Here is a 25,809-nt window from a genome sequence, read left to right on the forward strand (position 1 = left end):
TTTCGGTGGTAAGTTCAGGTAAAAGAGAACGTTTGCGTCGGCATTCGGGAACGAGGCCGATACCGGGTTTCACGGTGAATTTTTCAACGAGGACAAGATGGCTCAACAGACTCCTTTGTACGAACAACACGTGTTATGCGGCGCCCGCATGGTGGACTTCCACGGCTGGATGATGCCGCTGCACTACGGCTCGCAGATTGATGAGCACCACGCGGTGCGCACCGATGCCGGTATGTTCGACGTGTCACACATGACGATTGTCGATCTGCGCGGTAGCCGCACCCGGGAGTTCTTGCGTTATCTGCTGGCAAACGACGTCGCTAAACTGAAGACGCCGGGCAAAGCGCTCTACAGCGGCATGCTGAATGCCTCGGGCGGCGTGATTGATGACCTTATCGTCTATTACTTCACTGAAGATTTCTTCCGCCTCGTTGTAAACTCCGCCACCCGCGAAAAAGACCTCTCCTGGATCACCCAACACGCCGAACCTTATGCCATCGATATCACCGTCCGTGACGACTTGTCGCTGATCGCCGTGCAGGGGCCGAACGCGCAGGCGAAAGCCGCGTCTCTGTTTACCGACGAACAGCGCAAAGCAACCGAAGGCATGAAGCCGTTCTTCGGCGTGCAGGCGGGTGATTTGTTTATCGCCACCACCGGCTACACCGGTGAAGCGGGCTACGAAATTGCGATGCCAAACGAGAAGGCCGCTGATTTCTGGCGCGCGCTGGTGGAAGCGGGCGTGAAGCCTGCGGGTCTGGGCGCGCGCGATACGCTGCGTCTGGAAGCGGGGATGAACCTCTACGGTCAGGAGATGGACGAAGGCGTCTCTCCACTGGCCGCCAACATGGGCTGGACCATCGCGTGGGAACCGGCTGACCGTGACTTTATTGGCCGTGAAGCGCTGGAGATGCAGCGCGAGAAGGGCACTGAACAGCTGGTTGGCCTGGTGATGACGGAAAAAGGTGTGCTGCGCGGCGAACTGCCGGTGCGCTTCACCGATGCCGACGGCAATCATCGCGAAGGCGTGATCACCAGCGGGTCCTTCTCCCCAACGCTGGGCTACAGTATTGCACTGGCACGCGTGCCGGCGGGTATTGGCGAAACGGCGGTGGTGCAAATCCGCAATCGCGAAATGCCGGTCAACGTAACCAAACCGATTTTTGTTCGCGCCGGTAAGCCGGTCGCCTAATCATTTTTATCAGGAGAACTTCAATGAGCAATGTGCCAGCAGAACTGAAATACAGCAAAGAACACGAGTGGCTGCGTAAAGAGGCGGACGGCACTTACACCGTAGGGATCACCGAGCACGCGCAAGAGCTGCTGGGCGACATGGTGTTTGTTGACCTGCCTGACGTGGGCACGACCGTTAGCGCGGGCGACGACTGCGCCGTAGCGGAGTCCGTAAAAGCGGCTTCTGACATCTACGCCCCTGTGAGCGGTGAAATCGTTGCCGTTAACGACGCGCTGAGCGATTCGCCAGAGCTGGTGAACAGCGAGCCGTATGAAGGCGGCTGGATCTTCAAGATCAAAGCCAGCGACGAATCTCAGGTTGCCGCGCTGCTGGATGCGACCGCGTACGAAGCACTGTTAGAAGACGAGTAATCAGTAATCCCCCTCTCCCTTTGGGAGAGGACAGGGGTGAGGGTGCCAATCTTCCCCTCACCCTAACCCTCTCCCACGGGGAGAGGGAACTTAAATTCACTGCACGTTTCAGGAACCATCGCTCATGACACAGACTTTAAGCCAGCTTGAAAACCGTGGCGCCTTCATTGAACGTCACATTGGGCCGGATGCTCAGCAACAGCAGGAGATGCTGAAGACAGTTGGCGCGGATTCATTAAACGCACTGATCGGCCAGATTGTGCCAAAAGACATCCAGCTTGCCACGCCGCCTCAGGTGGGGGAAGCCACCACGGAATTCGCCGCGCTGGCGGAGCTGAAGGCTATTGCAGGCCTGAACAAGCGCTATAAGTCTTACATTGGCATGGGCTACACCAACGTGCAGTTGCCGCCGGTTATCCTGCGCAACATGCTGGAAAATCCGGGCTGGTACACCGCTTACACCCCTTATCAGCCAGAAGTGTCTCAGGGCCGTCTGGAAGCGCTGCTGAACTTCCAGCAGGTAACGCTGGATCTGACCGGGATGGATATCGCCTCCGCTTCGCTGCTGGATGAAGCGACCGCCGCCGCCGAAGCAATGGCGATGGCAAAACGCGTCAGCAAGCTGAAAAATGCCAACCGCTTCTTCGTGGCGGCGGACGTGCATCCGCAAACGCTGGACGTGGTGCGCACCCGTGCGGAAACCTTCGGCTTTGACGTGATTGTCGACGACGCTGACAAAGTGCTGGATCACCAGGACGTCTTCGGCGTGCTGCTGCAGCAGGTAGGCACCACCGGCGAAGTTCACGACTACGGCGCGCTGATTGCCGAGCTGAAGTCCCGCAAAGTGGTTGTCAGCGTTGCCGCCGATTTTATGGCGCTGGTGCTGCTGACGGCACCGGGCAAACAGGGTGCGGATATTGTCTTCGGTTCAGCGCAACGCTTCGGCGTGCCGATGGGCTACGGCGGCCCGCACGCGGCGTTCTTCGGCGCGAAAGATGAATTCAAACGCTCCATGCCTGGCCGTATTATCGGCGTCTCAAAAGATGCTGCCGGTAACACCGCGCTGCGCATGGCGATGCAGACTCGCGAGCAGCACATCCGCCGCGAGAAAGCGAACTCCAACATCTGTACCTCCCAGGTGCTGCTGGCCAACATCGCCAGCCTGTACGCCGTGTTCCACGGCCCGGCTGGCCTGAAGCGTATTGCCAGCCGCATTCATCGCCTGGCCGATATTCTGGCCTGCGGTCTGCAGCAGAAAGGCCTTAAGCTGCGCCACGCTCACTACTTCGACACCCTGTGCGTGGACGTGGCGGACAAAGCGGCCGTGCTGGCGCGCGCGGATGCAGCAGAGATCAACCTGCGCAGCGACATTCACAACGCCGTCGGCATTACGCTGGATGAAAGCACCACCCGTGACGATATCCTGAACCTGTTCAGCGTGTTGCTGGGTGACGCGCACGGTCTGGACGTTGATACGCTGGACAAAGACGTGGCGCTCGACAGCCGCTCCATTCAGGAAAGCATGCTGCGCAATGACGCGATCCTGACGCACCCGGTCTTTAATCGCTACCACAGCGAAACCGAGATGATGCGCTACATGCACTCTCTGGAGCGCAAGGATCTGGCTCTGAACCAGGCGATGATCCCGCTGGGATCTTGCACCATGAAGCTGAACGCCGCGGCAGAGATGATCCCTATCACCTGGCCGGAGTTTTCCGAGCTGCACCCGTTCTGCCCGCCAGAGCAGGCGGAAGGTTATCACATGATGATCAACCAGCTTTCCGACTGGCTGGTGAAGCTGACCGGTTATGACGCGCTCTGCATGCAGCCGAACTCCGGCGCGCAGGGCGAGTACGCGGGCCTGCTGGCGATCCGTCACTATCACGAAAGCCGCAACGAAGGTCACCGCGATATCTGCCTTATCCCAAGCTCCGCGCACGGTACCAACCCGGCCTCTGCCCAGATGGCGGGCATGGAGGTGGTGGTTGTAGCGTGCGATAAGAACGGCAACATCGATCTGGCTGACCTGCGTGCGAAATCCGAGCAGGCGGGTGACAAGCTCTCATGCATCATGGTGACCTACCCGTCCACTCACGGCGTGTACGAAGAGACCATCCGTGAAGTGTGCGAAGTGGTGCACCAGTTCGGCGGTCAGGTTTACCTCGACGGCGCGAACATGAACGCTCAGGTGGGCATTACCTCTCCGGGCTTTATCGGCGCGGACGTGTCGCACCTGAACCTGCACAAAACCTTCTGCATCCCGCACGGCGGTGGCGGCCCGGGCATGGGCCCAATCGGTGTGAAAGCGCATCTGGCACCGTTTGTGCCGGGCCACAGCGTGGTGCAGATTGAAGGCATGCTGACCCGTCAGGGCGCGGTCTCTGCGGCACCGTTCGGCAGCGCCTCTATCCTGCCAATCAGCTGGATGTATATCCGCATGATGGGCGCGGAAGGGCTGAAGCAGGCGAGCCAGGTGGCGATCCTGAATGCCAACTACATTGCGACTCGTCTGAAGTCCGCCTTCCCGGTGCTCTACACCGGCCGCGACGGTCGCGTGGCGCACGAGTGCATCCTTGATATTCGTCCGCTGAAAGAGCAGACCGGCATTAGCGAACTGGATATCGCCAAGCGTCTGATCGACTACGGCTTCCATGCGCCAACCATGTCGTTCCCGGTGGCGGGTACGCTGATGGTTGAGCCAACGGAGTCCGAAAGCAAAGCCGAGCTGGACCGCTTTATCGACGCGATGCTGGCGATCCGCATGGAGATCGACCGCGTGCAGGACGGTGAGTGGACGCTGGAAGATAACCCGCTGGTCAACGCACCGCACACCCAGCACGAGATGGTCGCAGAGTGGAACCACGGTTATTCCCGCGAGCTGGCGGTCTTCCCGGCAGGCGTGGCAAACAAATACTGGCCGACCGTGAAGCGTCTCGATGACGTCTACGGCGACCGTAACCTGTTCTGCTCCTGCGTGCCGATGAGCGAATACCAGTAATCGTGCTGATGTAGTAACGTAGGCCGGGTAAGGCGAAGCCGCCACCCGGCTTTTTTTTATCTGGAGGTTGTGAATGGCAATTGCACTCGTCACCGGCGCGAGCCGGGGCATTGGGAAAGCCACTGCGCTGCAGCTGGCACGCGAAGGCTACACCGTGGCGGTGAATTTTCACCATAACATCAAGGCCGCGACGGACGTGATCAATCAGATTGTTGAGGCAGGCGGTAAAGCGTTTGCCGTGCGCGCGGATATCAGTGATGAAGCGCAGGTTATGGCGATGTTTGACAGTATCGATCGTGAAGGTGAGCCGCTGACGGCGCTGGTGAACAACGCGGGTATTCTGTTTGAGCAGTCGACCATCGAAAGCCTCTCAGCCGAGCGCATTAACCGCGTGCTGGCCACCAACGTCACGGGTTATTTTCTCTGCTGTCGCGAGGCGGTAAAGCGTATGTCGCACAAACATGGTGGTAAAGGAGGCGCGATAGTGAACGTCTCTTCCGCCGCCTCGCGTCTGGGCGCACCGGGGGAATATGTGGATTACGCCGCCTCCAAAGGGGCGGTGGACTCGCTGACGACGGGATTATCGCTGGAGGTGGCAGCGCAGGGCATTCGCGTTAACTGCGTACGCCCCGGGCTGATCTATACCGATATCCACGCCTCCGGCGGCGAGCCGGGGCGCGTGGATCGGGTGAAATCCATGCTGCCCATGCAGCGCGGCGGCCAGCCGGAGGAAGTCGCTCAGGCCATTACCTGGCTGCTGAGCGACAACGCCTCCTACGTGACCGGCAGCTTCCTGGAGCTGGCGGGCGGAAAGTAACAACTACGACGCAAGCCACAGCCGCAGCCGCATGCCCCAGCTGCTGGTCCAGCCGGTGGTGATCGACTTCACCTCTCCGTGAGAGATCACCACCAGCGTGGGCGTGACCTGCACGTCCCACTGGCGAGACAGGCTTCCGCTGGCGTCGTTGACCGTCGGCAGCGTCATTTTCTTCTTCGCCAGCCATCTCTCTAGCGTGTCGTTATCACCGGAGCGCAGTGCAACCGACATCACGTTGCCGCCCTCTGCGGCAAGTGCCGATACGGATGGCGTGGTGTAGCGGCATACGCCACACCAGGTAGCCCAGACGTACACCAGCAGCGGACGTTCCTCACTCATGGCGATAAGGTCGACGGGCTTACCGTCGAGCGTTTGCAGCGCGGCTGAGGCGAAATTCTGCGGCAGCGCGGGCTGGCGGAAATAATCTACTGCCAGGCTCACGGCAACGCCGATCAGCAGCCACATTGCGAGTTCGCGCACCAGGCGCGGGAGCTTACTGGCCACGGGCTTGCGTCAGCTGTTCTTTCACCAGCGCCTCCAGATCCTCATAAGGAATGGCTCCCGCGACCATCTGGTCGCCAATGATGGTCGCAGGGGTACCCTGAATATTCAGCACCTGCGACAGGATGAGGTTCATTTTCAGAGAGTCCATGGTTTTATCCTCCGTCTTAATGCTGTCTGTCCCGGTCTTTGTCTGAGCCGCCGCGATGCTGGCATCGTCGTGATACCCTTTTTTCATCATCAACCGCTGGTGCAGCGCCCAGAATTTATCAGGCTGTTGCTGCCAAACCGAAAGCGCCGCTTTTGCCGCATTCACCGAGCTTTGGCCCTTGAACGGTAACAGCTTAACGATGAGCTGCACGTCCGGGTTGTCATGCACGATTTTCTCCAGCATAGGGTCGAACTGCTTGCAGTAAGGGCAGTTGTAGTCAGTGAAAGAGACAATAATCAGCTTTGGCGCTTTCGCGCCGGTACGCGGGCTATTGGGGTCGTTGAACAGCAGTTTAGCCAGCTGGTCACTGGACGCGTCATCCGACGGCGCGGCGACGCTGAACGTGGATAAAGACAGCATAAGCAAAGCAATAAAGGCTCTCATGTTATTTTCCTTTCGCATCGGACAGGGTGGTAAGCACCGCGTCGCGGCTTAATAACGCAGGTAGCACGTGGCCCTGCGGTAACCCCGGTCCGTAAATCTGGTTAAACGGCACGGCGGCGCTGCCGCGCGTGGTTAAGAACTGGCTAATGCTGGCGGAAGGACGGCTCCAGTCTCCGCGCAGGGCGACAATATCCGGTGCGGAAAGCGCATCCTGCACGTCGTCGCGCAGCAGAACGTTGTATTTATTGGCTTTACAGGTCACGCACCAGTCGGCGGTCACGTCAACAAACACCCGCTTGTTGTCAGCCAGCGCGCGGGCAATCGCCTCTTCACTCAGCGGCTGCCAGTTCACCCGATCGCGACGGCCGTTCTCCCCGCCGGGGGCGGTCATGAACGCCGCTGCGGCGGCAACGACCAGGGCAAAGGCACCGGCACGCAGCGCGGTTTGCCAGCGGTAGCGCCAGGCAGTAACCAGCAGCAGGATAAGGATCAGCGTCACACCCAGCGTGATGACGGGCAGCGTGCCGATATGCACCACCAGCAGGCTCAGCAGCCACAGGGACGAGCCGAGCATCATCACTCCCAATACCACTCGCACCACGTTCATCCAGCGCCCCGGACGCGGCAGCCTCTGTGCCAGCCCCGGCCAGGCCGCCACCATTAGCCAGGGAAGGCTCATACCGACACCCATCGCAAAGAAGATACCCCACAGCAGCGGGAGCGGTGCCGCCAGCGCAACCGACACGGCAGTACCCAGGAACGGTGCGGTGCAGGGCGTTGCCAGCAGAGTGGCAAACGCGCCTTGCCAGAAATGGCCCGCGAGCCCGTTGCCGCCGCGCGTGGCGAGGAAGGTGCTGGCCGAGGAGGGGAGGCGGATCTCAAACAATCCCAGCAGGCTGGCACTGAACAGCACCATCACCAGCGCCATCGCAGCGATAAACCACGGGTTCTGGAACTGGATCCCCCAGCCGAGCGCCTGATTACCTAAACGCAGGACCGTCATCATGAGCGCCAGCGCAAGGAACGAAATGACGATCCCGCCTACCGAGGCAAGAAACTGCCTGCGTATCTGGCCGCGCGCCTGACGTTCGGTTTGCATCAGCGTACCGAGCTTCATGGCCAGAACGGGCAGCACGCAGGGCATGACGTTCAGGATCAGGCCGCCAGCCAGCGCCATCAGCAGGACCCAGCCTAACGAGAACGCTGGCGTGAGGGTGCCTTTCCCGATATTCAGACTGGACGCCTGCGCCTGGCCGCTATCCGCGAGAACGACTGACAGCGTTTTGCCGCTGATGTCAGGAGCCGCGTCGCCCCAGCTGTCCGTCACCGGGATGGTGGCGACAAGCGACCCGCTGCGCACGGAAAAGGTTGGCTTGCCGAAATCAACATCGTCCATGCTGTCGATAAACAGCGAGGGCTGCTGCCAGCCTGCGTCGCGTTGTGCCGTTACGGTCAGCTTGCCGGAGGTGTAGCTGGCGCTAATCGCTGACGTCAATCCGCTACTGAGCGGTAGCGTGCCCATCGCCCGACTGTAATCGTAATCAAAGTCGCCGCCCGCGCTGGTCGTCAGATCCAGTGAGAACGGGGAGTCGGTGAGAATACAGACGTTGCTGCAGGTAGACAGCGTCAGCACGCCGCTCAGAGTTTTTGGCGACTCGCCACGCACCGTAATGGGAAAACTCACGTCGCCGTGATAACCCTGCGTGGTGATGCCAGCAACGTCGAAACGCTCGGGCGTAGGCCAGCGCCAGGTGGCATCAACCGGTTGATGCCAGAGAATGGCAGGGGCAACGCCCCCTTCTCCCGGCGAGCGCCAGTAGGTTTTCCACCCTTTTTCAAGGGCGACATCCAGCAGCAGGCGGGTATCGCCATTTTTGTCAGGCTGCGCGCGCAGCCTGACGCTGGCGTGCTGATTATCGGCGGCACGCAGCCAGCCGCTGTCGGCGGCCTGGCTGAGGGGCAGCCATAGCCAAAGCAGGCAGACCAGCAGTCGCCTGAATACAGTAAACATAAATTTTCTCCGTAAATGATGAATTAACCTGATGTGTCAGGCGAATGCTCATTCACGGAAGACGCAGAGTCTTAGATGTACCCGTAATCGGGGCGGAGAGATAACGCGGGGAGGCCACAGCCGCTCGCGGCGTGGCGGATTAGCGGCCAGCAGCGCAAGAAGCAGGGTGACGGCAAAGAGAGCACCTTCAAACAGTATTGGCGGAACGGCCATCAGCGATTTCGCGCTGAGTTCACAGGGCGTCACCGGTGCGTCGATGCTCTCCTGCCCCTGCTGGACAGGCTGGCTTACGGCGGTGACGTTCATGACAAGCGCGTGCATCCCGGCCATCCGCTGGGCGGTGCATATCAGCACCACCAGACAGGCCAGGGCAACAAGCAGGATAGCGTTGCGTTGTCGTTTGATCATCTTTGCCTCAAATATTCACGAGGCTTATCTTATAGGGCGCAGGTTTTTTGGCAACGCTTAAGCTGTAAAGAAGTGTCTGGGAGATAAGAGGTTTGCCCTCTCCTGAGCAGAAGAGGGCGGTGCATTAGAGGGTTTCGCCGTTGCTGGCAATCACGGTTTTATACCATTCGAAGCTCTTCTTACGGGAACGGGACATGTCACCGGTGCCGTCGTCGTGCTTGTTCACGTAGATAAAGCCATAGCGCTTGCTGTACTGACCGGTGGTGAAGGAGACGCAGTCGATGCAGCCCCACGGGGTGTAGCCCATCAGATCCACGCCGTCGTACGTCACGGCCTTCATCATCTCTTCCACGTGGGCGCGCAGGTAGTCGATGCGGTAGTCATCGTTGATGCTGCCGTCTTCTTCCACTTTGTCGTAGGCGCCGAAACCGTTTTCCACGATAAACAGCGGCTTCTGATAGCGCTCGTACAGTTCGCACAGCGCATAGCGCAGGCCCACCGGGTCAATCTGCCAGCCCCAGTCGGAGGCTTTGACGTGCGGATTCGGCACGCTGCCTTCGAAGCCGGAAATCGCATCGCCGGTGCCGCCTTCCGCTTTGACCGCGTTGGTCATGTAATAGCTGAAGCCCAGGTAGTCGCACGTCCCATCACGCAGGATCTGCTCGTCCCCCGCTTCCATTTTGATGGAGAAACCGCGGCGCTCCCACTCGTTCAGCACGTAGGACGGGTAATAGCCGCGCAGCTGGACGTCGGTAAAGACGTAGCGCTCGCGCATGGATTCCTGGGCGAACATCACGTCTTCTGGTTTACAGGAGAACGGATAGAGGGCCACCATCGCCAGCATGCAGCCGACTTTCATCTCCGGGTTGATACGACGGGCAGCTTTCACCGCCAGCGCGCTGGCCACGAACTGGTGGTGCAGCACCTGGTACATGGTCTCTTCCGGATTGTCGTGTTCGGTATAGACCACGCCGGAGCAGCAGTAGCCGAACAGCGGCGCACGCCAGTTACGCTGGTTGTTAATTTCGTTGAAGGTCATCCAGTATTTGACCTTATTTTTGTAGCGCTCAAACACGACTTCGGAGAAGCGCACAAAGAAATCGACCACTTTGCGGTTGGTCCAGCCGCCGTACTCCTGCACCAGGTGCAGCGGCATTTCGAAGTGGGAGAGGGTGATGACCGGCTCGATGTTGTACTTCAGCAGCTCGTCGAACATGTCGTCGTAGAACTTCAGTCCCTCTTCGTTTGGCTGCGTTTCATCACCCTTCGGGAAAATGCGTGTCCAGGCGATGGAGGTGCGGAAGCACTTGAAGCCCATCTCGGCAAACAGCTTGATGTCTTCTTTGTAGTGGCCGTGGAAATCTACCGCGTCGTGGTTTGGGTAGTATTTACCCGGCACCACCTCCTGGGTGATTTCACGCGGTACACCGTGCGCACCGCCGGTCAGGACGTCGCAAATGCTTGGCCCTTTGCCGCCTTTATTCCAGCCGCCTTCAACCTGGTGAGCCGCAACCGCGCCGCCCCATAAAAAATCTTTCGGTAAGGTCAGTTTTTTCATCTTTGCTATTTCTCAATTCAGGACTCATTGAAATCGAGTCTAGCAAAGCGAAATTAAATGTCACGATATAACAATTTGTGCGCAATGTGATTTGTTACATCAAAAAAACAGGGTGTTTTATTCTGCTAATTTCTTCGCCAGCTTACGCCCAAGCGATTCCAGAATATAGATGACGGGAATTTGGGTGGTAATATCGTACACGCCTGCAATACGCGTTTGAGGCACATGCCAGGAGAGGTTAAAGTCCGCCAGCTTTGCCAGGCGTGAGTGTTCGTGACTGGTGATAGAGAGCACCTTGCAATGGTGCAGGCTGAACTGGCTGGCAAAGCGCAGGATCTCCTCGGTTTCACCCGAGACGGAGAGCACGATAGCCAACGCATTTTTTGCCATATCATTGGTGACGGGAAAATAAGGATCGTCGATATGGTTGCTGAATTTTCCGATATTTGAAAAAAAACGTGCGCCATATTTTGCCAGTGAACCGGATGTGCCCGCTCCGACAAATATAATGCGTTCTGAAGATAAATAATATCTACAGCGTCATCTAATAACGCATCAAACTCTTCATTGTTGACGCTTTTAAAGAAGCTGATAATTTCACTGGCACCAAAATTGGCCTGCTGCGGTTCATTTTGCTCTAAATAGAGCTTAAAGCGCACGCGAAATTCAGAGTAGCCGTCGCAGTTTAGCTTGCGGCAAAAGCGCAGGATAGTGGTGGTGGAGACGCCAGCCGCGTCCGCCAGTTCGCGGATGGTCATGTACATCACTTTGTCACGGTTCTTAATGACGTAGTTGTAGACCATCATCTCAAGATTGTTGAGACTGGCAACGGCGGAATGGGTGAACATACTCACAATGGCTAAACTCGCTGTCGGACACTATTCATAATCATACCATGTCGATGAAGGGCGAGAGACGGTTTTATCTCCTTGATTACTCAGGTGTTAATAAAATAATTTACATCTGTGTGGCGGATTATTTTTACATTATTTTGATTTGTAAGGATAAATCTTGAATGTGGATTTATTTTAGCTAACAGGTGTTCACTGGAATCATTCTCAGTTAGCATAGTCAGGCGATGAATAATCATCTTTTGTATTCCCGGAGTTAAGTATGGTAAGCAGACCAATAATCGCACAGGGATATTCGCTGGCTGAGGAAGTAGCCAACAGCATAAGCCACGGCATAGGCCTGGTTTTTGGGATTGTCGGTCTAGTATTACTGCTGGTGCAGGCGGTGGACACCAACGCCAGCGCGATGGCTATTACCAGCTACAGCTTGTATGGCGGGAGTATGATCCTGCTCTTCCTGGCCTCAACGCTGTATCACGCTATTCCCCATCAACGGGCTAAGATCTGGCTCAAAAAATTTGACCACTGCGCTATCTATCTTCTTATTGCAGGCACCTACACGCCGTTTTTGCTGGTGGGATTAAACTCGCCGCTGTCGCGTGGCCTGATGATTGTAATCTGGAGCCTGGCGCTGCTGGGGATCCTGTTTAAGCTGACCATTGCACACCGTTTTAAGGTGCTGTCGCTGGTGACCTATCTGACTATGGGCTGGCTGTCGCTGATTGTGGTATATCAACTGGCGATTAAGCTGGCGGTTGGGGGCGTAACGCTTCTGGCGGTGGGCGGTGTGGTCTACTCGCTGGGCGTGATTTTCTACGTCTGCAAGCGCATTCCGTATAACCACGCTATCTGGCACGGCTTCGTGCTGGGTGGCAGCGTGTGCCATTTCCTGGCGATTTATTTGTATGTGGGGCAGGTGTAGTTTGTTGTCGGGTGGCGGCTTCGCCTTACCCGACCTACGGGATCAGTAGGCCCGGTAAGCGCAGCGCCACCGGGCGATACAGCATCACTCTTCCAGTGAATACGGCAGCGGTTCAATGCTCAACGTATTGGCATCGTCGCGCACGCGGAATACGCTGTCGGCTTCCATATCGTTATTCATGACGACCTGCACCAGCAGACGACCATCATCCAGCTGAACGGCGGCGAGTACCGTGCCGGTACGGCGCCAGTTTTCACCCATTTTCAATTCGAGATCTTCACCTGCTTCCGGAACCCGGCTGGCGCGGCCCGCCAGGGTCCACAGGGCGCGTTTGTTGGCACCGCGGAATTTTGCACGTGCCACCATCTCCTGACCGGTGTAACAGCCTTTCTTAAAGCTGATGCCACCCAACGCCTGGATGTTTGTCGCCTGCGGAATAAACTGTGCGCTGTTTACCGCGTCAATGACGGGCAAACCCGCTTCAATGTTCAGCGCCAGCCACTGTTGGCTGTTATTCAACTGCGCTTCACCGCGCAGGGCGTCGGTCACGCGCTCAGCGGTGGCAACATCCGTCACCAGCAGGAAACGCTCGGCAGGATGCTCAAACCACAAAATAGAGGTTTCACCTTCGCTGACCACCTGTTTTTCCGCATCCGGCAGTTCGCTGAAGAGATTTTTGAGCGCTGCACGCGCCTGGAAACCTGCCACACCCAGCAATACATGCTCGTCGTCCGGCGCGATGGTGACTTTGGAAAACACCGCATATTTTTTCAGTTCGGTCAGTTGGGCATCACGCAGGCTGCGGCGTTCAATTAAGGCAAACCCATCCTGGCGGCGGAACAGGCGCAGATTGCTCCACATTTTTCCTTTTGGATCGCAGTGCGCTGCCAGCAGGTGCTGGTGTTCAGTCAGCTGCGCAACGTCTGCCGTCACCTGCCCCTGCAGGTATTTTTCGGCGTCGGCACCGGTAAGCGTCGCCAGCGCCCAGTCATCAAGAGTCATCAGCGTCAGCGGCAGACGCGCAGAGGCGGCGGGCTGGCGAGGAGTAAATGGAGTAAATGCCATAGTGATATCCTGAATTGCTTAACGCTTTGATAATGCCTAATGGTAAAAGAGACTACAGCCATTGCAAGCGCTTTCAGCACGCCATTCGTGCCATCGTGCGGTTATGCGTAGCGTCACGCAAAATAATGTAATTCACTGTCTTTAGAGTGGTTATTCTGGAATCCGGCTCGGCGATTGCAATATTCCAGTAAAGGAACGGCCAAAAACACGTTACACTAGCAACTGTTCCCGGAAAGAAATAATGAATACCTAACGGGATACCAACTGTGCCAAACGTAATGCAGGAAACAGAACATGGATATTAACAACAAGGCCCGTATTCACTGGGCGTGCCGTCGCGGCATGCGCGAACTTGATATCTCCATCATGCCGTTCTTTGAATATGAGTATGACAGCTTAAGCGATGACGATAAGCGCCTGTTTGTTCGCCTTCTTGAGTCTGACGATCCGGATTTATTCAACTGGCTGATGAATCACGGCAAACCCGCCGACACCGAGTTGCAACGGATGGTGCAATTAATTCAAACACGGAATCGGGAACGTGGTCCTGTGGCAATCTGATCTTCGCGTCTCATGGCGCTCGCAGTGGATGTCATTACTGCTCCACGGCCTGGTCGCGGCCTTTGTTTTACTGATGCCGTGGCCGCTAAGCTATACGCCTCTGTGGTTATTGCTGCTGTCGTTTGTGGTTTTTGATAGCGTGCGCAGCCAGCGCCGGATCAACGCCCGTCAGGGTGAAATCAAACTGCTGATGGATTCCCGTCTGCGCTGGCAGGGGAAAGAGTGGGAGATCGTCGGTACACCATGGATGCTTAGCGTTGGCATGATGCTGAGACTGCGTCAGCCTGAAGGTGGTCGTCGCCAGCACTTGTGGCTGGCTGCCGACAGTATGGATGCTGCGGAGTGGCGAGATCTGCGCCGGATGATGTTGCAACAACCGACGCAGGACTAAGTTCGCGTTAGCTGAACTTCTCGGCCATTTCACCCAGTATCTGTTCGCACCAGTTTTCCAGGCGTTCGTCGCTGAGGTCGTACTGGTTGGTTTCATCCAGGGCGAGCCCGACAAACAGCTGACCCTCCGCGATAATCGGTTTTTTGCTGGTGAACTCATAGCCTTCTGTTGGCCAGTAGCCGATAAACGTCGCGCCTTTTGGTGCCAGTTTATCGTGCAGCATGCCGAGCGCATCCAGGAACCACTCGCCATAGCCAAGCTGGTCGCCCATGCCGTACATCGCAATGATTTTGCCGTCGAGGTTGAGCGAATCGAGCTGATCCCAGATGGCTTCCCAGTCTTCCTGTATCTCGCCAAAGTCCCAGGTCGGGATGCCGAGGATCAGCACGTCGTACTGTTCCATCAGCGCGACGGCGTCATCTTTCAGGTTATGCAACGTCACCAGCTCCGGGCCGATGATGTCGCGAATTTTTTCCGCTGCCATTTCGGTATAGCAGGTGCTGGAACCATAGAAAAGACCAATATTCATCGCGTAACGTTCTCAATTCTTACTCTGACTTTGCGCGTAGTGTACCAGAAACCGATGGCAATCAGGCATAATGCCCGGATTGCAGAATCAAAGAGGTTGATGTGGAAAAGGATCTCGCACTCATCGAACAGTTTCTCGACGCGCTGTGGCTGGAGAAAAACCTGGCCGAAAACACGCTCAGTGCCTATCGGCGCGATCTCACCATGCTGGTGGAATGGCTGGCACACCGGGAACTGACGCTTGAGAGTGTCCAACGCGATGACCTGCAGGCTCTGCTGGGTGAGCGGATGGACGGTGGCTACAAGGCCACCAGCTCCGCACGCCTGCTTAGCGCAATGCGTCGTCTGTTCCAGCATCTCTACCGTGAGAAGATCCGGGCGGACGATCCTAGTGCGCTGCTGGCATCGCCTAAACTTCCGCAGCGGCTGCCGAAAGATCTCAGCGAAGCGCAAGTTGAGAGATTATTACAATCACCCGCTGTTGACCTGCCGCTGGAGTTACGCGATAAAGCGATGCTTGAACTATTGTATGCTACCGGTTTGCGCGTTTCGGAACTGGTTGGCCTGACGATGAGCGATATCAGCCTGCGTCAGGGCGTGGTTCGCGTGATAGGTAAAGGGAACAAAGAACGGCTCGTCCCGCTGGGTGAAGAGGCGGTGTACTGGCTGGAGACCTATCTGGAGCACGGCAGACCGTGGCTTCTGAATGGCGTGTCTATCGATGTGCTGTTCCCCAGCCAGCGCGCGCAGCAGATGACGCGACAAACCTTCTGGCATCGTATCAAGCATTACGCCACACTGGCAGGCATTGACAGTGAAAAGCTGTCGCCGCACGTTTTGCGTCATGCCTTTGCGACGCATCTGCTAAACCACGGCGCTGATTTGCGCGTGGTGCAGATGCTGTTGGGACACAGCGATCTCTCAACGACGCAAATTTATACCCATGTCGCGACGGAACGCCTGCGGCAGCTACACCAACAGCACCACCCACGCGCGTGAGTGCCGACGAATTGTTACAGGATTAAATATGAAAAAGTCTTTTGCGCTGTTCACCCTGCTGGCAGCCTCATTTACCGGTTTTGCTCATGCTGACGACGCCGCCATCAAACAGTCTCTGACGAAACTGGGTGTTACCAGCAGCGACATTCAGCCCGCGCCCGTTGCGGGAATGAAAACCGTCTTAACCAACAGCGGTGTGCTGTACGTGACCGAAGACGGAAAGCACATCATTCAGGGGCCAATGTATGACGTGAGCGGCGCGCAGCCGGTCAACGTGACCAACCAGCTGCTGATGAAAAACCTGAATGCGCTTGAAAAAGAGATGATCGTTTATAAAGCGGCGCAGGAAAAACACGTCATTACCGTCTTCACCGACATTACCTGCGGCTACTGCCACAAGCTGCATGAAGAGATGAAAGATTACAACGCGCTGGGTATTACCGTGCGTTACCTGGCCTTCCCGCGCGCAGGCGTGCAGAGCCAGCCAGAGCAGGACATGAAGGCTATCTGGTGTGCGAAAGACCGCAACAAGGCCTTTGATGATGCCATGAACGGCAAAGGCGTTAAGCCTGCTTCCTGCGACATTGATATCGCAAATCACTATGCGCTGGGCGTGCAGTTTGGCGTGACCGGTACGCCAGCCATCGTGCTGAGCAACGGCTACGTGGTGCCGGGCTATCAGGGACCAAAAGAGATGAAAGAGTTCCTCGACGCGCACCAGAAACAGACTGCGGGTAAATAATCCGCGTGAAAGCTCCGATAAAACTGCGCCGCCGCGAAGCGGCTGACACGGCTGATTTACCTGACGATCTTTCGCCGCTGCTTAAGCGGCTCTATGCCAGCCGCGGCGTGCGAACGGCGGACGATCTTGAGCGTAGCGTCAAAGGTATGCTGCCCTGGCAGCAGCTAAGCGGCGTCGAAAAGGCCACTGAAATGCTCTACAACGCGTTCCGGGAAGGGACGCGGATTGTGGTGGTGGGCGATTTCGATGCCGACGGCGCAACCAGTACCGCACTGAGCGTGCTCAGCCTGCGCGCGCTGGGCTGCGATAACGTCACCTATCTGGTGCCAAACCGCTTTGAAGACGGTTACGGTCTTAGCCCGGAAGTGGTCGATCAGGCTCACGCGCGCGGTGCGCAGATGATCCTGACCGTGGATAACGGGATCTCCTCCCATGCGGGTGTCGATCATGCGCATGCGCTGGGGATCCCGGTGCTGGTTACCGATCACCACCTGCCGGGCGAAACCCTGCCTGCCGCCGAAGCCATCATTAACCCCAATCTGCGCGACTGCGATTTCCCGTCGAAATCCCTGGCCGGTGTCGGCGTGGCGTTTTATCTGATGCTGGCGCTGCGAACGCTGCTGCGTGATAAGGGCTGGTTTGAGTCGCGCGGGATTGCCGTGCCGAACCTGGCCGAATATCTCGACTTGGTGGCGCTGGGTACCGTGGCGGACGTGGTGCCTCTCGATACCAACAACCGTATTTTGACCTGGCAGGGCTTAAGCCGCATCCGGGCGGGCAAGTGCCGTCCGGGGATTAAGGCGCTGCTGGAAATTTCAAACCGCGATCCGCTCAAGCTGGCGGCAAGCGATCTCGGCTTTGCCCTCGGGCCGCGTCTTAACGCCGCCGGAAGGCTGGACGATATGTCCGTCGGCGTCGCGCTGCTGCTGTGCGACAACATCGGCGAGGCGCGCGTGCTGGCGAACGAGCTGGACGCCCTGAACCAGACCCGTAAAGAGATCGAGCAGGGGATGCAGGCTGAAGCGCTGACCCTGTGTGAAAAGCTGGAACGCAGCGGCGAAACGCTGCCGGGCGGCCTGGCGATGTACCATCCCGAGTGGCATCAGGGGGTGGTCGGTATCCTGGCGTCGCGCATCAAAGAGCGCTTCCACCGTCCGGTGATTGCGTTTGCCCCTGCGGGCGACGGCACGCTGAAAGGCTCCGGTCGTTCAATTCAGGGGCTTCACATGCGCGATGCGCTGGAGCGCCTGGATACGCTTTACCCGGGTCTGATGATCAAGTTTGGCGGTCACGCGATGGCGGCAGGCCTGTCGCTGGAAGAGGCGAAGTTCGACGAGTTTCAGCGGCTGTTTGGTGAGCTGGTGACAGACTGGATTGACCCTGCACTGTTACAGGGCGAAGTGGTCTCCGACGGCGAGCTTTCACCGGCTGAAATGACCATGGAGGTGGCCCAGATGCTGCGTGACGCGGGGCCGTGGGGGCAGATGTTCCCGGAACCGCTGTTCGATGGCCGTTTCCGTCTGCTGCAACAGCGAATTGTTGGCGAACGTCACCTCAAAGTGATGGTCGAGCCAGCCGCTGGCGGCCCGCTGCTGGACGGCATCGCCTTCAACGTTGACACCTCTATTTGGCCGGACAACGGCGTGCGGGAGGTTGAGCTGGCCTATAAGCTTGATATCAACGAGTTTCGTGGTAACCGCTCCCTTCAGATCATCATCGACAATATCTGGCCAATTTAGCGTCAGTAAAGCTACAAAAAAGGGCGTGGATTCGGTACAATCCCGCTCTTATCACCGCATTTTGACAAGCCCATAAAAGAAAACAGACCATGTTTGAAATTAATCCGGTAAAAAACCGCATTCAGGACCTCACGGAGCGCTCTGACGTTCTTAGGGGGTATCTTTGACTATGATGCCAAGAAAGAGCGTCTTGAAGAAGTAAACGCCGAGCTGGAACAGCCGGACGTCTGGAACGAACCTGAACGCGCGCAGGCGCTGGGTAAAGAGCGTTCCTCTCTCGAAGCGATTGTCGATACCCTGGACCAAATGTCTCAGGGGCTGGAAGATGTCTCTGGTCTGTTGGAACTGGCTGTAGAAGCCGACGACGAAGAAACCTTTAACGAAGCCGTGGCAGAACTCGACGTTCTGGAAGAGAAGCTGGCACAGCTCGAATTCCGTCGTATGTTCTCCGGCGAATACGACAGCGCCGACTGCTATCTCGATATTCAGGCCGGTTCTGGCGGTACAGAAGCGCAGGACTGGGCGAGCATGTTGGCGCGTATGTATTTGCGTTGGGCAGAAGCGCGCGGTTTCAAAACCGAAATTATCGAAGAATCTGAAGGTGAAGTCGCGGGTCTGAAATCCATCACCATTAAGATTATTGGTGATTACGCCTACGGCTGGCTGCGTACTGAAACCGGCGTTCATCGTCTGGTACGTAAGAGCCCGTTCGATTCTGGCGGACGCCGTCATACCTCCTTCAGCTCCGCGTTTGTTTACCCGGAAGTGAAAGACGATATCGATATCGAAATCAACCCGGCCGATCTGCGAATCGACGTTTACCGCGCATCCGGTGCGGGTGGTCAGCACGTTAACCGTACGGAATCGGCGGTGCGTATTACCCACATTCCAACCAACACGGTAACGCAGTGCCAGAATGACCGTTCCCAGCATAAGAACAAAGACCAGGCCATGAAGCAGATGAAAGCGAAGCTTTATGAACTGGAAATGCAGAAGAAAAATGCTGAGAAACAGGCGATGGAAGACAACAAGTCCGACATCGGCTGGGGTAGCCAGATCCGTTCTTACGTCCTTGATGACTCCCGCATCAAAGACCTGCGTACCGGGGTTGAAACCCGCAACACGCAGGCGGTGCTGGACGGCAGCCTGGATCAATTTATCGAAGCAAGTTTGAAAGCAGGGTTATGAGGAACCAACATGTCTGAACAACAAGCACAGGGCGCTGACGCGGTAGTCGATCTTAACAACGAACTGAAAACCCGCCGCGAGAAGCTGGCAGCGCTGCGTGAGCAGGGCGTGCCGTTCCCGAACGATTTTCGTCGTGACCACACCTCAGACCAACTGCACGCAGACTTCGACGGTAAAGAGAACGAAGAGCTGGAAGCGCTGAACATCGAAGTGTCTGTGGCTGGCCGTATGATGACCCGTCGTATCATGGGTAAAGCGTCCTTCGTGACGCTGCAGGACGTTGGCGGCCGTATTCAGCTGTACGTTTCCCGTGACGACCTGCCGGAAGGCATCTACAACGAGCAGTTCAAGAAGTGGGACCTGGGCGATATCCTGGGCGCGAAAGGTAAACTGTTCAAAACCAAGACCGGTGAACTCTCTATCCACTGCACCGAGCTGCGTCTGTTGACCAAAGCCCTGCGCCCGCTGCCGGACAAATTCCACGGCCTGCAGGATCAGGAAGCGCGCTACCGTCAGCGTTATCTGGATCTCATCTCTAACGATGAATCCCGCAAGACCTTCAAAATTCGCTCTCAGATCATGGCCGGTATCCGCCAGTTCATGGTCAACCGCGATTTTATGGAAGTAGAAACCCCAATGATGCAGGTGATCCCTGGCGGTGCGTCTGCGCGTCCGTTCATCACCCATCACAACGCCCTGGACCTGGACATGTACCTGCGTATCGCGCCGGAACTGTACCTGAAACGTCTGGTGGTCGGTGGCTTCGACCGCGTGTTCGAAATCAACCGTAACTTCCGTAACGAAGGCATCTCCGTGCGCCATAACCCAGAGTTCACCATGATGGAACTCTATATGGCGTATGCGGATTACAAAGATCTGATCGAGCTGACCGAATCCCTGTTCCGTACCCTGGCGCAGGACATTCTGGGCACCACCGAAGTACCTTACGGTGAAGAAGTCTTCGACTTCGGCAAACCGTTCGTCAAGCTGACCATGCGCGAAGCGATCAAGAAATACCGTCCGGAAACCGAGATGGCCGATCTGGATAACTTCGACTCAGCGAAAGCCATCGCGGAAAGCATCGGTATCAAGGTTGAGAAGAGCTGGGGTCTGGGCCGTATTGTGACCGAGATCTTCGAAGAAGTGGCCGAAGCGCACCTGATTCAGCCGACCTTCATCACCGAATACCCGGCAGAAGTCTCTCCGCTGGCGCGTCGTAATGACGTGAACCCGGAAATCACCGATCGCTTCGAATTCTTCATCGGTGGCCGCGAAATCGGCAACGGCTTCAGCGAGCTGAACGATGCAGAAGATCAGGCGCAGCGTTTCCAGGACCAGGTAGATGCGAAAGCGGCAGGCGACGACGAAGCGATGTTCTTCGACGAAGACTACGTGACCGCGCTGGAGCACGGCCTGCCACCAACGGCGGGTCTGGGGATTGGTATCGACCGTATGGTGATGCTGTTCACCAACAGCCATACCATCCGTGACGTGATTCTGTTCCCGGCGATGCGCCCGGTGAAATAAGGCGTTAAGATGTAAAAAAAGCCCCGAAAGGGGCTTTTTTATTGCGCCGCAAAGGCTTTAAGTTTATCGCGGGCGGTTGTCGCTTCCATGATCATCCACGGGCTAAAGGCCCAGGGCGTCGCGTCCAGCGCGCGGAATAATGTGTCCAGCTCAACCCACTGATAGTCCATCACTTCATTTTCGTTTATCGTTACGTCATTAATGATGCGGGCAGCGAATACCGGGCAAATTTCATTTTCCACGATCCCGGACGGGTCGGCTTCCCGATAGCGAAACTCAGGGGCGACGGCGGTGATATCGGCCAGTTCCGCGCCCACTTCAAAGCGGCAGCGGCGGATTATTGCCTGTTCCATCTCTTCACCTGACTGAGGGTGGCCGCAGACCGAGTTGGTCCAGACGCCGGGCCAGGCTTTTTTGCTTAAGGCGCGTCGGGTAATCAGACATTCGCCGCGGGCATTAAAAAGCCAGGAAGAGAAGGCCAGATGCAACGGGGTATGCGAGGTGTGCGCGGCATATTTTTCCTGAGTGCCAATCACCTTTCCCTGGTCATTTACCAAAATAACGTGTTCTTGAATACTCATTGATGCTCCGGTACCAGATCAGCCGGATCATTATACGGCATTCTTATACGAACGGTTTGGCACCAGGAGCGGAAAAGGGCATGACCCCTGTTCGTTTTGGCTGCTATCATAGTGCGCCATTTACGCTGACCGAGGATCTGTTTTGTTTGCAGGAAGCCTGATGAGAAACCCCATCACTGCCATTTTTTGCCTGACGCTGACGCTACTTCTGGCGGGATGCTCGGGAAGCAAATCGTCGGATATGGGCAGCTATTCCGGTGCGGTCTATACCGTTAAGCGCGGGGATACCCTGTATCGCATTTCACGTGCAACGGGAACCAGCGTAAAGGATCTCGCGCGTCTGAATAACATCCCTCCCCCCTATACCATTGAGGTGGGGCAGAAACTGAAGGTCAATGGCGGCTCCTCTTCAGCCAAAAAATCCTCCTCAAAAGGCAAAACGGCCAAAGTGACGCCGTCGTACCAGGTGCCGAAGTCTTCCTGGCCACCGGTCGGGCAGCGTTGCTGGGTTTGGCCCGCCAGCGGTAAAGTTGTGGTGCCTTATTCACTTTCTGAGGGCGGTAACAAAGGCATTGATATTGCTGCTGCGCGCGGCACGCCGGTCTATGCCTCCGGCGCCGGGAAGGTGGTCTACGTCGGCAACCAGCTGCGTGGATACGGGAATCTGATCATGATTAAGCACGGCGAAGATTACATCACCGCTTATGCGCATAACGACACGATGCTGGTCAATAACGGACAAAACGTGAAGGCGGGGCAGAAGATAGCCACCATGGGCAATACCGGGACGGACTCGGTGAAGCTGCATTTCCAGATCCGCTATAAGGCGACGGCTATCGATCCGCAGCGTTATCTCCCGGCGCAGGGCAGCAAACCGAAGTGCTAAGTGGTTATTAAATCGCCACTTGGTGATGCTGACACTTGTATGAAAAAGCGTAAGGTCTATAATGCCTTACGCACCTCAAAGCGGGCGTAGTTCAATGGTAGAACGAGAGCTTCCCAAGCTCTATACGAGGGTTCGATTCCCTTCGCCCGCTCCAGTCCCTGCTTCATCATCCGGTCCATCAAGCACGACAATCTCTTTTTTATTGATCGACAGTTTACGCTGCGCCGCCAGCGTATCGAATGCGCGAGACAGCGTTGATTGAGAAATACCCAGCAGCTGCGCCAGCTCTTTTTTGCTGAGCGGCAGTTCAAGAATGTTATGCTCGAAGCCATACTCCCTGTTGATATCCACCATAAGTTGAATAAATCCACGCACTTTTTGCACGCCGTCATGATTCACCAGCACGCTGATAAACTGCTGTTTTTCCCTCGCGGAGCGGGAGAGGATAGCAATGATAAAATGGGTGAAGCTGCTGGTTATCTGGCTCAGGTGATAGAAATGGGTATTTTGTAACTCACAAATTTCTACCTCGGTGGCCGCCTGCACGCTGTACTGATAATGCTCGCTAAAGAGCTCCTCTGCCCCGATAACCTGACCGGGGAAGACAATTCCCTGAAGCGTTTGCTGAGCATCATAAATCTTCGCCACCCCACGCCTGAGCGCATACAATGCTTTTACTGTCGTTCCGTGCTGGTAGATAAATTCATTTTTAGCAATACGTTTTTTACGAGCGAAATCTTTAATAAACATGGGTTCCTGATGGTCGAAAAGATACGACTGGCATACCTCAGCAAACCCACATTTTGCACAGCTGACACAATTATTCTTCTTCATAAAATCGGGTTCTTACCAAAACGTCAGGACTGTATAACGCAATTCATCAACGGTGAAAGTGAATTTCCAATCGTAATAAAGTTATTATCATGCTTGTGCAGGTACATAGAATATTCGCCGGTAAGAAATAATATCTTAATGGCAAGAGGCGAGATGGCTGCCGGGACATTGTCATGCGCCATGGTTTCGTGCGAAATGATTTTTATTCTGTAGGCATTATTTTTAATATTGACATAGTTAAACTTTACATAGCGCGAGAACGTGTAGTTTTGTCCCTGATAGGAAACGTCACCGGATAAATTAAATTGTCCGGTTTTGTTCTTTGAAAATTCAAAGAATATGTTTCCTTTGAAATTGAATGCCTTTTCATTTGTGTTATCGGTATAGGTAAAATTGGCAAAGCACCGATCGTCGATATACGCTGAGGTGCGGTTAACCATTCCCCAGATAAGCGCACCTGTCAGGATCAGGACAGTCGCAGAAAGCGTTAGCGCAATCTTCATTTCATTTTCCAGTTAAAGGCGTAGTGATTTTCACAGTACGCTAGCGTTTCGTTTTCAGAATCTAAAGGACAAAAAGAGTAAAAAATGCGTCCGCTGCTGCCATAAAACACGCTGGGCTGAACGTTTACCGTTAACAGTGCTAAATGGTTTGCACATTTTTCTGCAAGCTGCGGCTGTGCCGACAGCAATACCTCATGTAACCGCTGCCGTTCATCGGCAGAAAGATGTTCATAGGTGGTGAGGGTACATTTTTCGAGCTTGCCTATCTCATTGACTCTGGAATAGCGTTCATTGGCTTTTGGCTGACTCCAGACCCATAAATTGGCCGCAATCAGCGCCAAAATAAGAAGCGCCGGGATGCTGTATTTAAGCGGCAACGACGGTATTTTCTTCTTGGCCGCAACGTTATCATCCCCGGGCGCTGGAGCACAGGGCTCATCCAGAAGCTGTACGTCAATATCGGCGGAAAAGTAAAACCCGACTTTGGGGACAACGATGATCGACTCTTCAATATCGGTCAGTGAGGTTAACGTCTTGCGTAAAATACTAATATATTGGTTGAGCGAAGAGCTAGACCCGGTATGCCCGGCGGATTCCCAAACGTGTTCCAGCAGATATTGACGCTCAAGCACTGTGCCCGGGGAAGCAATAAGCAGCGACAGAATACGGTTGGCCGTATTCGTCAGTTTTTGAGCCTCAAGGCGCTCTGCCCCGGGAAGAGTGAATTCCCCGCTCTCTGTATCGTAAATAACTTTGCTGGCAATCAAATATTTCATTAGCTGTTCTTTGGACGTTAACACATCGCGACAAGCGCTTTTACACTGCCAATATTATGGTCCAGCAATGTTACGATGTCCCTGTCCAGTCTGTAATTTCTTACTTCTTCGTGGAGTATAGCCATCGCCTTAGCGCTCTCCATCCCTTGTCTGTAGGGACGGTTTTCCGTCATGGCAGTAAACACATCCGCCACCGCAAGGATGCGAGACGGAATATCAAGTGAGGCGGCGCCTAACCTGAACGGATATCCACTGCCGTCCAGCCGCTCGTGATGGTTGGCGGCCCAACGGATAATATCCCCCAGTTCAGAGATAGGATGCAGCATCACCAGCGTTTTGTAGCTGTGCTGCTTCATCGTGGCGTACTCAAAGGATTCGAGCTTGCCATGCTTTTCCAGGATATGGAGCGGCGTAAAAAGCTTGCCGATATCATGCAGATAGCCTGCAATACAGATCTTTTCTTGCATATCGACATCATAACCGTAGAGTTCAGCCAGGCGGGCCGCAACATGCGCTACGCTGGCGCTATGGGTGCGGGTGAAGCTGCTGTACTTATCGACGATTTTTGAGATGAGCTGGCACACTTCGAGAAAATCATGATGGTCGAGCATGTGGTCGTGTAGCGGGCTGATGGCGTTCAACACCTGGGAAAGCGAAGGATTGCCGAGGCGAAACCAAAAGCCATCCTGACGGGTAGATTCTCGCAGCGCCTGCTCCAGAGGGGCGGGCCACTGAATGGGGTGGGCAAAGAAATCCGAAATGACCCTTTCACGTTGGGTAATAAAATCCCCGTCAATCCCGCGTAAAAAGAGCTCAAAGGTATCCGCCATATTAACCAAATGATGTACCACAGGAAGATCGTCCGAGCCCGAGGAAGACCATGCGGTATGATGGTTCTCAAGGATCGGCGTGACGGGTTGCAGGAAACGGATCCCCGCCGTCATTGAACCCGCCAGCTGTTCGTGCCCATCAAGAAACCCTTCGCTGCCGGGAGAAAGGTGTTCACGGTCTTTACTCAGCGTACCAATGTCGTGCAGCATGCCAGCCAGAAAAGCGTTGCCGATTCCGGTTTTATCCAGCCCAATGCGCTGGCTTAAATACCAGGTGATGATGGCCGTGCGTTGTAAATGATTAACCAGATCGGCAGAGACCGGATGAATAATGTTATGTAATAAGTTAAGCACGGTTTGAACAGATATTTTCATGGCGTTTAATTGGCAGAG

The 25,809-nt window shown here is 55.7% G+C and carries 25 protein-coding genes, 1 tRNA gene and 1 pseudogene; 14 read left to right on the forward strand and 13 right to left on the reverse strand.

Annotated elements, in window-relative coordinates; translation table 11 throughout:
* Positions 1–97: 97 nt before the first annotated feature.
* The 4 genes from gcvT to EXW94_RS11575 all read left to right on the forward strand — a co-directional run bounded on the left by gcvT (position 98) and on the right by EXW94_RS11575 (position 5,420).
* The gene (gene gcvT / locus EXW94_RS11560; RefSeq protein ID WP_174340154.1) at positions 98–1,192 is read left to right on the forward strand and encodes a glycine cleavage system aminomethyltransferase GcvT; all 1,095 of its coding nucleotides are present in this window, start codon (positions 98–100) and stop codon (positions 1,190–1,192) included.
* A 23-nt stretch (positions 1,193–1,215) separates the two neighbouring features.
* The gene (gcvH, locus tag EXW94_RS11565) at positions 1,216–1,605 is read left to right on the forward strand and encodes a glycine cleavage system protein GcvH (RefSeq protein WP_008499718.1); all 390 of its coding nucleotides are present in this window, start codon (positions 1,216–1,218) and stop codon (positions 1,603–1,605) included.
* A gap of 124 nt (positions 1,606–1,729) precedes the next feature.
* On the forward strand, positions 1,730–4,603 hold the full coding sequence (gcvP, locus tag EXW94_RS11570) for an aminomethyl-transferring glycine dehydrogenase (protein WP_174340155.1): 2,874 nt from the start codon (positions 1,730–1,732) through the stop codon (positions 4,601–4,603).
* Positions 4,604–4,676: 73 nt separating this feature from the next.
* On the forward strand, positions 4,677–5,420 hold the full coding sequence (locus EXW94_RS11575; RefSeq protein WP_174340156.1) for an SDR family oxidoreductase: 744 nt from the start codon (positions 4,677–4,679) through the stop codon (positions 5,418–5,420).
* Between the two features lie 3 nt (positions 5,421–5,423).
* Here EXW94_RS11575 and EXW94_RS11580 read toward each other — a convergent pair whose 3' ends face one another.
* The 6 genes and pseudogenes from EXW94_RS11580 to EXW94_RS11605 all read right to left on the reverse strand — a co-directional run bounded on the left by EXW94_RS11580 (position 5,424) and on the right by EXW94_RS11605 (position 11,341).
* The gene (locus tag EXW94_RS11580; RefSeq protein ID WP_148400607.1) at positions 5,424–5,924 is read right to left on the reverse strand and encodes a protein disulfide oxidoreductase; all 501 of its coding nucleotides are present in this window, start codon (positions 5,922–5,924) and stop codon (positions 5,424–5,426) included.
* Positions 5,914–6,516, reverse strand: a complete 603-nt coding sequence (locus EXW94_RS11585; RefSeq protein WP_148400608.1) for a DsbA family protein — start codon at positions 6,514–6,516, stop codon at positions 5,914–5,916. The genes EXW94_RS11580 and EXW94_RS11585 overlap by 11 nt, the downstream gene beginning before the upstream one ends.
* 1 nt (position 6,517) lies before the next feature.
* Positions 6,518–8,527, reverse strand: coding sequence for a protein-disulfide reductase DsbD (locus EXW94_RS11590; protein WP_174340157.1), 2,010 nt, complete (start codon positions 8,525–8,527; stop codon positions 6,518–6,520).
* A gap of 48 nt (positions 8,528–8,575) precedes the next feature.
* Positions 8,576–8,935, reverse strand: coding sequence for a hypothetical protein (locus EXW94_RS11595; protein WP_010435334.1), 360 nt, complete (start codon positions 8,933–8,935; stop codon positions 8,576–8,578).
* A gap of 124 nt (positions 8,936–9,059) precedes the next feature.
* Complete coding sequence (gene bglA, locus EXW94_RS11600) at positions 9,060–10,493, reverse strand: 6-phospho-beta-glucosidase BglA (RefSeq protein WP_120158687.1); 1,434 nt, start codon at positions 10,491–10,493, stop codon at positions 9,060–9,062.
* A gap of 117 nt (positions 10,494–10,610) precedes the next feature.
* Positions 10,611–11,341, reverse strand: a pseudogene (locus tag EXW94_RS11605) (MurR/RpiR family transcriptional regulator).
* A 265-nt stretch (positions 11,342–11,606) separates the two neighbouring features.
* Here EXW94_RS11605 and EXW94_RS11610 point away from each other — a divergent pair.
* Positions 11,607–12,266 (forward strand): hemolysin III family protein, encoded by a 660-nt coding sequence (locus EXW94_RS11610; protein ID WP_174340158.1) that lies wholly within the window; start codon positions 11,607–11,609, stop codon positions 12,264–12,266.
* 84 nt (positions 12,267–12,350) lie between these two features.
* Here the strand turns inward: EXW94_RS11610 and ygfZ are convergent, their stop codons facing one another.
* On the reverse strand, positions 12,351–13,331 hold the full coding sequence (ygfZ, locus tag EXW94_RS11615) for a tRNA-modifying protein YgfZ (protein WP_174340159.1): 981 nt from the start codon (positions 13,329–13,331) through the stop codon (positions 12,351–12,353).
* Positions 13,332–13,625: 294 nt separating this feature from the next.
* Here ygfZ and sdhE point away from each other — a divergent pair, with 294 nt between their 5' ends.
* Together sdhE and EXW94_RS11625 are read left to right on the forward strand one after the other, a co-directional pair.
* Positions 13,626–13,892 carry an FAD assembly factor SdhE gene (sdhE, locus tag EXW94_RS11620; RefSeq protein ID WP_010435322.1) on the forward strand — a complete coding sequence of 89 codons (267 nt, stop codon included), beginning with the start codon at positions 13,626–13,628 and terminating at the stop codon, positions 13,890–13,892.
* The gene (locus EXW94_RS11625) at positions 13,873–14,283 is read left to right on the forward strand and encodes a protein YgfX (protein WP_010435320.1); all 411 of its coding nucleotides are present in this window, start codon (positions 13,873–13,875) and stop codon (positions 14,281–14,283) included. Before sdhE ends, EXW94_RS11625 begins: the two co-directional genes overlap by 20 nt.
* Positions 14,284–14,290: 7 nt before the next feature.
* Here EXW94_RS11625 and fldB read toward each other — a convergent pair whose 3' ends face one another.
* Entirely contained in the window at positions 14,291–14,812 is a 522-nt protein-coding gene (gene fldB, locus EXW94_RS11630; protein WP_010435318.1) for a flavodoxin FldB, read from the reverse strand.
* 101 nt (positions 14,813–14,913) lie between these two features.
* On the opposite strand from fldB, the gene xerD reads away from it, so the two are divergent.
* The 5 genes from xerD (at position 14,914) to lysS (ending at position 21,006) form a co-directional block, all read left to right on the forward strand.
* Entirely contained in the window at positions 14,914–15,810 is an 897-nt protein-coding gene (xerD, locus tag EXW94_RS11635) for a site-specific tyrosine recombinase XerD (protein ID WP_089600303.1), read from the forward strand.
* A gap of 28 nt (positions 15,811–15,838) precedes the next feature.
* Positions 15,839–16,552 (forward strand): bifunctional protein-disulfide isomerase/oxidoreductase DsbC, encoded by a 714-nt coding sequence (dsbC, locus tag EXW94_RS11640; RefSeq protein ID WP_010435313.1) that lies wholly within the window; start codon positions 15,839–15,841, stop codon positions 16,550–16,552.
* Between the two features lie 5 nt (positions 16,553–16,557).
* A complete protein-coding gene (recJ, locus tag EXW94_RS11645) occupies positions 16,558–18,291 on the forward strand; it encodes a single-stranded-DNA-specific exonuclease RecJ (RefSeq protein ID WP_174340160.1) in 1,734 nt (577 codons plus the stop codon).
* A gap of 89 nt (positions 18,292–18,380) precedes the next feature.
* Positions 18,381–19,479, forward strand: a protein-coding gene (gene prfB / locus EXW94_RS11650) for a peptide chain release factor 2 (RefSeq protein WP_108416304.1) whose coding sequence is annotated in 2 segments (ribosomal slippage) — positions 18,381–18,455 and positions 18,457–19,479 — 1,098 coding nt in all. Because the reading frame shifts where the segments join, the coding sequence is not laid out codon by codon here.
* A 9-nt stretch (positions 19,480–19,488) separates the two neighbouring features.
* Positions 19,489–21,006, forward strand: a complete 1,518-nt coding sequence (gene lysS / locus EXW94_RS11655) for a lysine--tRNA ligase (protein WP_010435299.1) — start codon at positions 19,489–19,491, stop codon at positions 21,004–21,006.
* Positions 21,007–21,044: 38 nt separating this feature from the next.
* On the opposite strand, the gene idi is transcribed toward lysS, so the two are convergent.
* Entirely contained in the window at positions 21,045–21,587 is a 543-nt protein-coding gene (gene idi, locus EXW94_RS11660) for an isopentenyl-diphosphate Delta-isomerase (protein WP_108416305.1), read from the reverse strand.
* A 160-nt stretch (positions 21,588–21,747) separates the two neighbouring features.
* Here idi and actS point away from each other — a divergent pair, with 160 nt between their 5' ends.
* Positions 21,748–22,473 (forward strand): amidase activator ActS, encoded by a 726-nt coding sequence (actS, locus tag EXW94_RS11665; RefSeq protein WP_174340161.1) that lies wholly within the window; start codon positions 21,748–21,750, stop codon positions 22,471–22,473.
* A gap of 80 nt (positions 22,474–22,553) precedes the next feature.
* Positions 22,554–22,627, forward strand: a tRNA-Gly gene (locus EXW94_RS11670).
* Here EXW94_RS11670 and EXW94_RS11675 read toward each other — a convergent pair.
* From EXW94_RS11675 to EXW94_RS11690, 4 genes are all read right to left on the reverse strand, one after another.
* Positions 22,594–23,223, reverse strand: coding sequence for a Crp/Fnr family transcriptional regulator (locus tag EXW94_RS11675; RefSeq protein WP_174340162.1), 630 nt, complete (start codon positions 23,221–23,223; stop codon positions 22,594–22,596). The genes EXW94_RS11670 and EXW94_RS11675 overlap by 34 nt on opposite strands.
* A 107-nt stretch (positions 23,224–23,330) precedes the next feature.
* Positions 23,331–23,810 carry a hypothetical protein gene (locus EXW94_RS11680; protein WP_108416308.1) on the reverse strand — a complete coding sequence of 160 codons (480 nt, stop codon included), beginning with the start codon at positions 23,808–23,810 and terminating at the stop codon, positions 23,331–23,333.
* The gene (locus EXW94_RS11685) at positions 23,807–24,586 is read right to left on the reverse strand and encodes a winged helix-turn-helix domain-containing protein (RefSeq protein WP_120158694.1); all 780 of its coding nucleotides are present in this window, start codon (positions 24,584–24,586) and stop codon (positions 23,807–23,809) included. The genes EXW94_RS11680 and EXW94_RS11685 overlap by 4 nt, the downstream gene beginning before the upstream one ends.
* 17 nt (positions 24,587–24,603) lie before the next feature.
* On the reverse strand, positions 24,604–25,791 hold the full coding sequence (locus tag EXW94_RS11690; RefSeq protein WP_174340163.1) for an HD-GYP domain-containing protein: 1,188 nt from the start codon (positions 25,789–25,791) through the stop codon (positions 24,604–24,606).
* Between the last annotated feature and the right edge of the window lie 18 nt (positions 25,792–25,809).

Origin of the sequence: Enterobacter sp. JMULE2 (assembly GCF_013337145.1) — a bacterium.
Taxonomy (GTDB): Bacteria; Pseudomonadota; Gammaproteobacteria; order Enterobacterales; family Enterobacteriaceae; genus Enterobacter; species Enterobacter mori.

Bases quoted from the DNA above. Each gene is read 5' to 3' on its own strand.
- gcvT (WP_174340154.1), top strand. From the start codon at position 98: ATGGCTCAACAGACTCCTTTGTACGAACAACACGTGTTATGCGGCGCC.
- gcvH (WP_008499718.1), top strand. From the start codon at position 1,216: ATGAGCAATGTGCCAGCAGAACTGAAATACAGCAAAGAACACGAGTGG.
- gcvP (WP_174340155.1), top strand. From the start codon at position 1,730: ATGACACAGACTTTAAGCCAGCTTGAAAACCGTGGCGCCTTCATTGAA.
- EXW94_RS11575 (WP_174340156.1), top strand. From the start codon at position 4,677: ATGGCAATTGCACTCGTCACCGGCGCGAGCCGGGGCATTGGGAAAGCC.
- EXW94_RS11585 (WP_148400608.1), bottom strand. From the start codon at position 6,516: ATGAGAGCCTTTATTGCTTTGCTTATGCTGTCTTTATCCACGTTCAGC.
- EXW94_RS11590 (WP_174340157.1), bottom strand. From the start codon at position 8,527: ATGTTTACTGTATTCAGGCGACTGCTGGTCTGCCTGCTTTGGCTATGG.
- EXW94_RS11595 (WP_010435334.1), bottom strand. From the start codon at position 8,935: ATGATCAAACGACAACGCAACGCTATCCTGCTTGTTGCCCTGGCCTGT.
- bglA (WP_120158687.1), bottom strand. From the start codon at position 10,493: ATGAAAAAACTGACCTTACCGAAAGATTTTTTATGGGGCGGCGCGGTT.
- EXW94_RS11610 (WP_174340158.1), top strand. From the start codon at position 11,607: ATGGTAAGCAGACCAATAATCGCACAGGGATATTCGCTGGCTGAGGAA.
- ygfZ (WP_174340159.1), bottom strand. From the start codon at position 13,331: ATGGCATTTACTCCATTTACTCCTCGCCAGCCCGCCGCCTCTGCGCGT.
- sdhE (WP_010435322.1), top strand. From the start codon at position 13,626: ATGGATATTAACAACAAGGCCCGTATTCACTGGGCGTGCCGTCGCGGC.
- fldB (WP_010435318.1), bottom strand. From the start codon at position 14,812: ATGAATATTGGTCTTTTCTATGGTTCCAGCACCTGCTATACCGAAATG.
- dsbC (WP_010435313.1), top strand. From the start codon at position 15,839: ATGAAAAAGTCTTTTGCGCTGTTCACCCTGCTGGCAGCCTCATTTACC.
- lysS (WP_010435299.1), top strand. From the start codon at position 19,489: ATGTCTGAACAACAAGCACAGGGCGCTGACGCGGTAGTCGATCTTAAC.
- idi (WP_108416305.1), bottom strand. From the start codon at position 21,587: ATGAGTATTCAAGAACACGTTATTTTGGTAAATGACCAGGGAAAGGTG.
- actS (WP_174340161.1), top strand. From the start codon at position 21,748: ATGAGAAACCCCATCACTGCCATTTTTTGCCTGACGCTGACGCTACTT.
- EXW94_RS11675 (WP_174340162.1), bottom strand. From the start codon at position 23,223: ATGTTTATTAAAGATTTCGCTCGTAAAAAACGTATTGCTAAAAATGAA.
- EXW94_RS11680 (WP_108416308.1), bottom strand. From the start codon at position 23,810: ATGAAGATTGCGCTAACGCTTTCTGCGACTGTCCTGATCCTGACAGGT.
- EXW94_RS11685 (WP_120158694.1), bottom strand. From the start codon at position 24,586: ATGAAATATTTGATTGCCAGCAAAGTTATTTACGATACAGAGAGCGGG.
- EXW94_RS11690 (WP_174340163.1), bottom strand. From the start codon at position 25,791: ATGAAAATATCTGTTCAAACCGTGCTTAACTTATTACATAACATTATT.